General features: G+C 56.1%; 10 protein-coding genes, 3 tRNA genes and 2 pseudogenes. 3 read left to right on the top strand and 12 right to left on the bottom strand.

The window, feature by feature from the left end:
- A pseudogene (locus K6T64_RS15490) lies at window positions 1–356 on the bottom strand (DEAD/DEAH box helicase family protein); the annotation flags it as partial.
- An 85-nt stretch (window positions 357–441) separates the two neighbouring features.
- Between K6T64_RS15490 and K6T64_RS16935 the strand changes: the two are divergent.
- Window positions 442–786: pseudogene (locus K6T64_RS16935) on the top strand (Arm DNA-binding domain-containing protein); the annotation flags it as partial.
- Between the two features lie 162 nt (window positions 787–948).
- On the opposite strand, the gene K6T64_RS15495 reads toward K6T64_RS16935, so the two are convergent.
- From K6T64_RS15495 to K6T64_RS15515, 5 genes are all read right to left on the bottom strand, one after another.
- Window positions 949–1,027, bottom strand: a tRNA-Arg gene (locus K6T64_RS15495).
- Window positions 1,028–1,067: 40 nt separating this feature from the next.
- A tRNA-Ser gene (locus K6T64_RS15500) sits at window positions 1,068–1,159 on the bottom strand.
- A gap of 164 nt (window positions 1,160–1,323) precedes the next feature.
- Entirely contained in the window at window positions 1,324–1,569 is a 246-nt protein-coding gene (locus K6T64_RS15505) for a hypothetical protein (protein ID WP_013074091.1), read from the bottom strand.
- 49 nt (window positions 1,570–1,618) lie between these two features.
- The gene (locus K6T64_RS15510; protein WP_288010961.1) at window positions 1,619–2,260 is read right to left on the bottom strand and encodes a phosphatase PAP2 family protein; all 642 of its coding nucleotides are present in this window, start codon (window positions 2,258–2,260) and stop codon (window positions 1,619–1,621) included.
- Entirely contained in the window at window positions 2,257–2,868 is a 612-nt protein-coding gene (locus tag K6T64_RS15515; RefSeq protein WP_288010963.1) for a DedA family protein, read from the bottom strand. The genes K6T64_RS15510 and K6T64_RS15515 overlap by 4 nt, the downstream gene beginning before the upstream one ends.
- Before the next feature lie 151 nt (window positions 2,869–3,019).
- On the opposite strand from K6T64_RS15515, the gene K6T64_RS15520 reads away from it, so the two are divergent.
- Both K6T64_RS15520 and K6T64_RS15525 read left to right on the top strand, forming a co-directional pair.
- Window positions 3,020–3,655: a DedA family protein gene (locus tag K6T64_RS15520; protein WP_288010964.1), complete on the top strand. Its 636-nt coding sequence runs from the start codon at window positions 3,020–3,022 to the stop codon at window positions 3,653–3,655.
- Window positions 3,656–3,709: 54 nt separating this feature from the next.
- Window positions 3,710–3,937, top strand: coding sequence for a YfhD family protein (locus tag K6T64_RS15525; protein ID WP_288010966.1), 228 nt, complete (start codon window positions 3,710–3,712; stop codon window positions 3,935–3,937).
- Between the two features lie 152 nt (window positions 3,938–4,089).
- Here the strand turns inward: K6T64_RS15525 and K6T64_RS15530 are convergent.
- The 6 genes from K6T64_RS15530 to guaB form a co-directional block, all read right to left on the bottom strand.
- Window positions 4,090–4,177, bottom strand: a tRNA-Ser gene (locus K6T64_RS15530).
- Between the two features lie 26 nt (window positions 4,178–4,203).
- On the bottom strand, window positions 4,204–4,809 hold the full coding sequence (gene pdxT, locus K6T64_RS15535) for a pyridoxal 5'-phosphate synthase glutaminase subunit PdxT (RefSeq protein ID WP_288010967.1): 606 nt from the start codon (window positions 4,807–4,809) through the stop codon (window positions 4,204–4,206).
- A 2-nt stretch (window positions 4,810–4,811) separates the two neighbouring features.
- On the bottom strand, window positions 4,812–5,696 hold the full coding sequence (gene pdxS / locus K6T64_RS15540; protein ID WP_013074086.1) for a pyridoxal 5'-phosphate synthase lyase subunit PdxS: 885 nt from the start codon (window positions 5,694–5,696) through the stop codon (window positions 4,812–4,814).
- A 108-nt stretch (window positions 5,697–5,804) separates the two neighbouring features.
- A complete protein-coding gene (locus K6T64_RS15545) occupies window positions 5,805–5,948 on the bottom strand; it encodes a hypothetical protein (protein ID WP_157935316.1) in 144 nt (47 codons plus the stop codon).
- A gap of 13 nt (window positions 5,949–5,961) precedes the next feature.
- On the bottom strand, window positions 5,962–7,176 hold the full coding sequence (locus K6T64_RS15550; RefSeq protein WP_288010969.1) for a D-alanyl-D-alanine carboxypeptidase family protein: 1,215 nt from the start codon (window positions 7,174–7,176) through the stop codon (window positions 5,962–5,964).
- 185 nt (window positions 7,177–7,361) lie between these two features.
- Window positions 7,362–8,819, bottom strand: coding sequence for an IMP dehydrogenase (gene guaB / locus K6T64_RS15555; protein ID WP_100666441.1), 1,458 nt, complete (start codon window positions 8,817–8,819; stop codon window positions 7,362–7,364).
- Between the last annotated feature and the right edge of the window lie 160 nt (window positions 8,820–8,979).

Below are 8,979 nucleotides of genomic sequence, written 5' to 3' on the forward strand. Positions count from 1 at the left end.
CTCCGATACTGCTCCATCGCCACTGGCGGCAGCCGAACGGGAACCACTCGATCGATCCTCTCAGGCAGTTCCAGCCAGTCCTCCGCTCGCATACTCACGCAAATGTCACTCAACCTCTCATAGATGGCCTTCTCTGCCCCTGGCTTTGGCCGCCAGCTGTAGATGACCCCCGCCGGACCCCGCCGATCCGGCTCAAAGTATCGATCTCGAAAACCAGTTACTGTTTTGCCCAGCCGCTCGCCCATATCCAACAGATAGATTTGCGCCCATAGATCGATTAACCCGTTCGGCGTCGGGGTTCCAGTCAAGCCCAGCACACGCCGCATAAACGGCCGGACCTTCCGCACCCCAGGGAATCACTCATCATCACCGGAGTCTACGGTTCCATCCGGAAACGAGACGATGACGTGCGATTGATCGCTGTGTGAAGGAGGAGATACGATGGCCGGACACATTGAAAAGCGGGGGAAGAAATACCGCGTGATCATTGATCTCGGCCGTGATGAGAATGGTAAACGCATTCGCAAAGTATTCAGCGGTTTTTCGACAAAGAAAGAGGCCCAGGCGTTCTTGGCGGAAAAGGAGCATGAACTCAATACAGGCATGTTTGTTGAACCATCCAATGAAACGGTCGAATCATACCTGCTCAGTTGGTTATCGGACAAAAAGGCCCAAGTACGCCCAACGACGTTCCGATCGTATGATTGGCTGGTCAGAAACCACATCATCCCTCGAATTGGCCGTATCCAACTGAGCAAACTGAAGCCCATGCACTTACAGAACATGTACACATCCATGCAGTCGGATGATGCCCGTCTGTCCGCAAGGTCGATTCTTCACGCTCATCTCGTCATCTACCAAGCTTTAGACCGCGCTGTGAAATGGGGCATGATCCCTCGTAACCCGGCAGATGCCGTAGACCCTCCCAGGCCGAAAAACAAGGAGATCTGGTGCGCCCGGAGGGACTCGAACCCCCGCAAGACGCGGTTTAGGAAACCACCGCTCTATCCACCTGAGCTACGGGCGCATGAACCTCGACTGCGGCTTCGGAGGGCCGCAGTCAGGCTTGGCGGAGAGAGAGGGATTCGAACCCTCGATACCCTTTTGGGGTATACTCCCTTAGCAGGGGAGCGCCTTCGACCAGCTCGGCCATCTCTCCACATTGGACATCATCCATTATATCACGCCAAGAGCACCTTTCTCAAGGAATCCGCGCCTCGCCATCCGCAACAGCACCGTACCCAAGGGCAACCGGGGATTTCTCTTTTGGGCAGGTCCTGCCAAACCGCGCACACACCGACCCGGGCACGCAAAGATCCGCCCTCAATGCCGATGGCGCAGACGCAGAATTGAGACCACCGTCATAAACCCAATAAAGACCCATGTGGCCCAAAAAAGCCCTTGTGAGACGTATTTTGCCGGGGGATAAGGAGAGATCCCTACAATCACCGATGTCAAAAAGCCCATAGCGGTGATGAACAACGACCTGCCAAAGGCCCGGCGGTGTAGCGCCAATCGTTGTACAGTGAGGCAACCGGCAAACACGATCAATGCGATGAGAAGTTTCACAATCCGCCCCCCATTACTCCCTTTCGCCCGGATGCTTAAATCAAGCGTTTCATTCCACCGCCCGGCGCCCGGAATCCCGGCGCCCCCGGGCATACTGGGCACATAGGCTCAGCCAGATGGTACTAGCAATAAAACCACCGATCACGTCGCTTGGATAATGGACCCCGAGGTACATCCGACTGAGACCCACGGCGGCCACCAGGACCGCTGCACTGCCGGCAAGCATCACTTTGGCCCGCCGAGATCGCGCGTATCCCCAAAGGAGTATCGCCACTGACCCGTAAAATGAGAAGGCTTCCATCGAATGGCCGCTGGGAAAACTGTACCCCGCCGCCTCTACTAGACCGAATCCCGGCCTGGGGCGCTGAAAAGCCCATTTGAGCAGCCCGTTTAACAAACTGGCTCCCGCCACTGCAAGAACAAAGAACGGAAAATCACCCCGGCGTTCCCTATCGCTGTACAGCCATAGCGCAACCAGAACCGAAACAGGCACGACGACCACCCAGGAACCAAGATCGGTGATGATTTTCATCACCCAAGTCAGCGTGGGCGAGGCGTGATCCCGCAACCAAATCAATACGACCCAGTCGAAACCCTTGGTCCATCCGCTCTGCACGGCCACCGCCAAGCCGGCGAAAACCGCCAGTCCAACGATTTGAATCGCCCGGTTCATCGTATCGTGCTTCGTCATCGTTGATTTCGTTTTGCCCGCACCACAAAAATAACGATGGCTGCCAACACCACCACTCCCACTGCCAGGGTGAGCGGGTGCGTGTAATGCTGGATCGACTCCCAATGCTCCCCAAGCTTCACCCCTACCAAAGCCAACACCCACACCCAAGGGAGGGACCCTACTGCGCTGTACAGAATAAACCGTCCCACGGGCATCCTGGCAATTCCGGCCGGCAGGGAGATAAAAGTCCGAATGGCGGGAAGCAGGCGCCCGACGAAAACGGTCACTTCGCCCCGACGGGCGAACCAATGGTCTGCTTGGTCCAAGTGCCGATGGTGGATCCAAATGTACCGCCCGTACCTTTCGAGAAAAGCTCGACCGCCCTTGATGCCGACGTAATAAGCAATCAAGGAGCCAACCACATTCCCGGCTGTACCGGCGAGAATCACCCAGCCGAGATTGAGGTATCCCCGCCCAACCATGTACCCCGCAAAGGGCATGATCACTTCACTGGGCAGGGGAATACAGGCGCTCTCCAGAGTCATGCCAATAAAAACTCCCAGGTAACCATAGGACTGGACGAGTTGAATCGTGAAATCGGATATGGCAGACAACAAACTGGACAATCGTTACACCTCACCAATACGTGATCCTTGCGATTGTACACCCCTGCGCGCGGATAGTTGCATTTTCATCCGAAATCTGAGAGGATGTGTACGCCGGACGAGCAAAGAACGCAGTTGAACGCGGGATAATCCTCGCAAAGGCGGTGCCCGGATGGATGCGTTGATCTCTTCATTAATGGCCTACGGTTATTGGGGTCTGTTCCTACTCATGGTATTGGACCCGATCTTGCCCACTCCCAGTGAGACCATCATAACCCTCGCCGGCACGCTGATCGCGGCCAAAAAACTTGACCTCATCCCCGCCGTCACGGCAGTGGCCGCGGGCTCCGTGATCGGCTCCGTCATCGCCTACGCCATTGGCCGTTACTTGGGGCGGCATGTGCTTCTAAAATACGGTCGTTGGGTCGGCATCAAGCCTGCACACATGGTCAAGGGAGAACGCTGGTTGAATCGGTATAAAATCCTCATGTTGATCTTCGGCCGATATATCGCCGGGGTGCGACAGGTGATCCCTTACCTCGCGGGAATCGGTCGCATTTCTTGGTTTGATTTTACCCTGTACACCGTCATTGGGTCTATCCTATGGGCCGTGACTTTTCTTGTTCTGGGCCGCACCCTCACAACCTTGTTCCACCCCGTCGCCGCCTGGATCGCACGTTACTGGTACATCGTGGCGCCGGTGGTAATCGTCGGACTTGGTGTGTTCATCTGGAGGCGACAGCGGACTCGTCATGCCCGCCAAGTACCCGAAGATCAGGGAAACACGCAAAACACGCCAAACGCATAACGAGACCTTCCAGGTGCCATTTTAACTTTGATGTCACGGGAAGGAGGGTCCATCATGCCGCACAACCACGGAAAACATCTCCATGTCTATCACAGATCCCAAGGCAACGAACATCCTCCTTTTGGTCCACACCGAAATACCACTCGTATCGCTCAGGCTGAGGATGTCGAGTTTGCCCGGGATAGTGCCGATCACGAAGACCTAGAGGCCCTTCAGCGGTCCAAGGCCGCCAATCGCCGTCAATCCAGTACCCAGCAAGACGGCGGGAAGGACGTACGATAACCATCTCAGACCCGTCTCCCGCCTGAACACCCCCTTGATCATACCATGGTCTTTTCCCACGAAGGCCAAAACACGGGCAGGAAGCACCCGCAAGCAATAAAAACAGCGGATTCCATGAAAACACGAAATCCGCGTTACAACTGAGAATGTCTTGGCGGACAGGGTGGGATTCGAACCCACGGAGGGTCTCCCCTCTGCAGTTTTCAAGACTGCCGCCTTCAACCTCTCGGCCACCTGTCCACGATTGCGGCGCAAAGCGCCGCTGATTAAAGTCGAGAATCTGTACCGCCCACTGGCAGCCCCGCTTTTCTGCACATCTCCACGAAATACTCGTGGACGCGAGGATCTTCGGTAAGCTCCGGGTGAAAGGAAGTGGCCAGCAAAGTGCCCTGTCGCACGGCCACCACCCGGCCGTTGAAGGCTGCCATCACCTCCACATCGTCCCCCACGGAGGTTACGTGCGGCGCACGGATAAACACGGCGCGAAACGGCGGCCCTGCAATGCCTTCAATGGAGAGATCTGTCTCAAAACTATCTTTTTGACGCCCAAAGGAATTCCGAGCCACGCGAATGTTCATTAGGGCGAGATGCGGTTCTTCGCCACCCTCGATCTCCCGAGCCAACAGGATCATCCCTGCGCACGTTCCATATAGTGGAATACCACTCTGGCCCATTGCCCGGATGGGCTCGAGCAACTCATATTTCCTCATTAGTTTTCCGATCGTCGTGCTCTCGCCCCCCGGTAGGATCAATCCCCTAAGCTCAGCGAGGTCCTGCGGCTTCTTGACAATCACGGGGTCGACGCCCACGTCCCGCAACCTTTCCAGGTGTTCATGCACATCTCCTTGAAGCCCGAGAACGCCGATCTTCACGGTTACCAACCCCGCACGGCCAAGCGCTCGGTCTCTGCCAGAGTAGACAATTCGATGCCCTTCATGGGAGCCCCGAGGCCCTTCGACAGTTCAGCGATCAACTTGTAATCCGTGTAATGAGTGGTGGCTTCCACGATAGCCCTGGCAAATTTTGCAGGGTTTTCCGATTTGAAAATACCTGATCCTACAAACACGCCATCCGCCCCAAGATGCATCATCAGCGCTGCGTCAGCCGGAGTCGCCACGCCGCCAGCCGCAAAATTGACCACGGGCAGCCGCCCGAGCCGCTTCACTTCGAGGAGAAGTTCATAGGGACAACCGAGATTCTTCGCCTCGGCCACGAGCTCATCCTCGGACATATTCTGGACCTTGCGAATCTGGCCCATCATTGTCCGCATGTGTTTGACGGCTTCCACGATGTTCCCGGTCCCCGCCTCCCCTTTGGTTCGCATCATCGATGCCCCTTCAGCGATCCTCCGCAAGGCTTCCCCGAGATCCCTGGCGCCGCAAACAAAGGGGACGGTGAACTCTTTTTTGTTGATGTGATATTTATCATCCGCCGGAGTAAGCACTTCGCTCTCATCGATATAATCCACGCCGAGTGCTTCCAGAACTTTGGCTTCGACGTAATGCCCAATCCGAGCTTTCGCCATGACCGGAATGGAAACGGCGTTCATCACTTCCTCGATCACCGTCGGATCGGCCATGCGGGCCACGCCACCGGCCGCTCGAATATCCGCCGGAACCCGCTCCAGTGCCATGACGGCAACCGCGCCCGCTTCCTCGGCGATCTTCGCCTGTTCAGCGTTCACCACATCCATGATGACGCCGCCCTTTTGCATCTCCGCCATACCGCGTTTCACGCGGGACGTTCCCACTTCCACCATCCTTGGCGCCTCCTATCTGTGACCTGCGTCATCTATATATCATACGTCACAATCCCCTTCGTATCAATGGAAAACCATTCGTCCGGTTGTCCGGGCGGCGCGAATTCATCAATCATCCCGGGGCCGGTTTTGGTCTGGGGCCATCTTCCGAAGAAAAGCCCGAAACATGAAAAATCCACCGGCCAAAATCACCAACAGCAGAACGGCGCTCAGTCCGATGCCCAACACACTCCACACCACCGCTTCTTGCATGTCGACCCTTCTTTCATAGACGCTTGAAGACGCTCTCCACCGCTCCTGTGACGAAATGGATCAACCCACGAAACATCATGCGGATGAATCCCGCCTTATCGTCTTTCTCCACAGCGTAAAGGGGCAGCTGAAGCAGTTGCTGATCCCCGAGGCGATATGACACGGTGCCCACCTGTTGGCCCTGAGCCACCGGGGCTTTGAGGCCAGGTGTCCATTCTACCGTTCGCACCAAAGCGTCCGCTTTCGTCCCCTCGGGAACCAGGGGCGCTAAGGGGACCTGAGTGGTCACCGATAAAGACTCGATGACTCCGTCGGGCACTTCTGCCTTTACATCCAAGGGATCTCCAGGTTTTAGCAGCGGCAGGGGCGTAAAATTCTTGAAGCCGTAATCAAGCAAGGCAGTGGTGTCCTTTTGACGGCTCTGATCATCCGGATCTTTCATGATCACAGAAATGAGCCGCACCCCGCCTTGTTGGGCCGTCGCCGTAAGGCAGTACCCCGCTTGGTCCGTAAAACCTGTCTTCAACCCGTCCATGCCGGGATATTTACCAAGGAGATTATTTGTGGCCGATACGTCAAAAGTGTGGTTCCGGATCCACATGTCATGAATCTTGGTATAATCCAGAACCTCGGGGTACTTCGTAATCAGATCCCTCGCCAATACGGCCATATCCCTCGCCGTTGTATAATGATTCGGATCATGGAGCCCGTCGGGATTCACAAAATGCGTGTGTGTAAGTCCCAACTCCTGGGCTTTTTCGTTCATCCTCTTAACAAACTGTCCGACACTCCCACCCACATATTCCGCGATCGCCACAGCGGCATCATTGGCCGAATGTACAGCCACAAAGGTAATCATGTCTTTCAGCGTAAACTTTTCCCGGGGATCGAGATACACCTCTGACCCGCCAGTGTTGTAGGCATTTTGTGAAATTGGGACAATGTCGTCGAGGTGTGCCTTACCATCGTGAATGGCCTCAAAAGTCAGGTACAGCGTCATCATCTTCGTCATGCTGGCGGGGTACCGTTTGTCGTCAGCGCCTTTTTCATAAAGAATCTGGCCCGTCGCCGCGTCCATCAACACCGCTGAAGGCGTTGTCAAATGCGGCGGTGCCGGCCAGACTACCCCGGCGGCCTGTCCCTTCATCGGCATTCCCGCCACCACGGCGGCCAAAAACACGACAACCGCGACAAACCCTACAAACCAGCGGCGTTGTATACGTCCCACCACTTCGCCCTCCACGATCAGGATCCTTCACATCCGGAGTCATTATACCACGCTCGTCCCCGTAATGGGCGAAATTATACCCCGCAACCACATCTGCGTACAACGGCGAAAGTAAAGAGACCGCCTACCCTGTGAGACGATCGCGAGGATAGGCGGGGGATTAGACTGTGGTGTTATGGGGGCTCTCACACGCTGTAGTTGGGAGCCTCTTTAGTGATCTGAACGTCATGGGGATGGCTTTCCCGAAGACCGGCGGCAGTGATGCGGATAAACCGCGTATCCTCCTTCAACTCGTGAATGTTGCGTACCCCGCAGTACCCCATTCCCGCTCGGAGGCCGCCGATCAGCTGGTATACCGTTTCGGACAAGGGACCCCGGTAAGGTACCCGCCCCTCAATTCCCTCTGGTACCAGCTTCTTGGCATCTTCCTGGAAATACCGGTCCTTGCTGCCTTCTTTCATCGCCCCCAGGGATCCCATGCCCCGGTAGACTTTAAAACTCCTTCCCTGATAAATTTCGATCTCCCCGGGGCTCTCTTCGGTCCCGGCGAGGAGACTTCCGATCATGACGGTATCAGCCCCGGCGGCAATCGCCTTCGTAATGTCACCGGAATATTTAATGCCTCCATCGGCGATGATGGGGATGTCGTAATCCCGGGCGACGGCGGCACAATCATAAATCGCTGTGATTTGCGGCACCCCGATTCCGGCCACCACCCGTGTGGTACAGATCGACCCGGGTCCAATGCCAACTTTGACTGCATCGGCCCCCGCCTCGATAAGATCTCTCACTCCTTCCCCAGTTGCCACGTTCCCAGCGATCAACTGTAGATCCGGGTACTTGTGCCGGATGGCCTTGACGGTGTCCAATACTCCTTTGGAGTGGCCGTGGGCCGTATCGACGACGATAACGTCCACGTGCGCCGACACCAACGCTTCTACTCGCTCAAACGTATCTTTCGACACCCCCACCGCTGCGCCCACCAACAAACGCCCTCGGGCATCCTTGGCCGCGTTGGGAAACTGTCGGGCCTTCTCAATGTCTTTAATCGTGATCAATCCCCGAAGAATATACTGTTCGTCTACCAGGGGCAGCTTTTCAATCTTGTGTTCTTGAAGAATGCGCTTCGCTTCTTCGAGGGTCGTACCGACGGGGGCGGTGACGAGGTTTTCTTTCGTCATGACCTCGGCGATAAGGCGGGAGTGGTTTTGTTCGAAGCGGAGATCGCGGTTTGTAATAATGCCGACGAGGCGGCCCTTTTCATCGACGATGGGTACACCGGATATTCGGTACTTGGCCATCAGTTGTTCCGCCTCAGCCACGCTGTGATCGGGAGTGAGATAAATCGGATCGGTGATCACGCCGCTTTCCGAACGTTTGACCCGATCGACTTCCTCAGCTTGTTTGGCGATCGACATGTTTTTATGGATAATTCCTATGCCCCCTTCCCGGGCCATGGCGATGGCCATCTTCGCTTCGGTGACCGTATCCATTCCGGCGCTCATCAAAGGGATGTTCAGCCGAATCTCCCGGGTCAGGCGGGTGCTCACATCGACTTCGCTCGGTAGAACCTCTGATTTAGCAGGAATTAAGAGAACGTCGTCAAAGGTCAATCCCTCTTTTTCAAATTTCCGGTGCCACATGTTGATACCCCCAATGGTTGCGGTCGTGGATATTATGGCCAGTGTAGCAAACTCCTCTGCGGTGTCAAGGGCGCCCGGGTAGAACAAAGCCCCGCAGGAAAGATCCTGCGGGGCTTGCGGGAACGCGCCCGGCAACGTCCTACTCTCCCAGGGCCCTGCG

The sequence above is a fragment of the Kyrpidia sp. genome (assembly GCF_023512215.1).
Classification (GTDB): domain Bacteria; phylum Bacillota; class Bacilli; order Kyrpidiales; family Kyrpidiaceae; genus Kyrpidia; species Kyrpidia spormannii.